A 311-nucleotide genomic window follows, 5' to 3' on the forward strand; every position below is an offset into this window, starting at 1 on the left:
ATGTAGAAATGATTTACGGTGGTGTTTTTCATATTCAAAACATTCCACAAGAACATGTTATGCCTCTTGTTTTTATTGAATGTCCACGCCTTTTATTTCCATTTGCTCGGCAAATCATCTCTGATGCCACCCAAAATGGTGGTTTTCCACCTCTGTGGATTGATCCGATTGATTTTGCAGCATTGTTTCAAAAACGTATTGCTGAAGAACAAAAAGACAATCAGAGTCAAGCACAACCCTCTTAGAAATGTTTTTCATTATAAAAAAGGCCCTGAAATATACGAGGCCTTTATTTTTTACAACTTTTTCGC

1 protein-coding gene is annotated in these 311 nt (G+C 36.0%); it reads left to right on the forward strand.

Going from position 1 to position 311, the window contains the following annotated elements; all coding sequences use genetic code 11:
* Positions 1–245, forward strand: a 245-nt coding sequence (locus ACFIKB_RS09585) for a protein-export chaperone SecB (RefSeq protein ID WP_375653530.1), incomplete at its 5' end; no start/stop codon positions are given.
* Between the last annotated feature and the right edge of the window lie 66 nt (positions 246–311).

The organism is Bartonella sp. MR110HLJHH (assembly GCF_042194225.1).
Classification (GTDB): Bacteria; Pseudomonadota; Alphaproteobacteria; order Rhizobiales; family Rhizobiaceae; genus Bartonella; species Bartonella grahamii.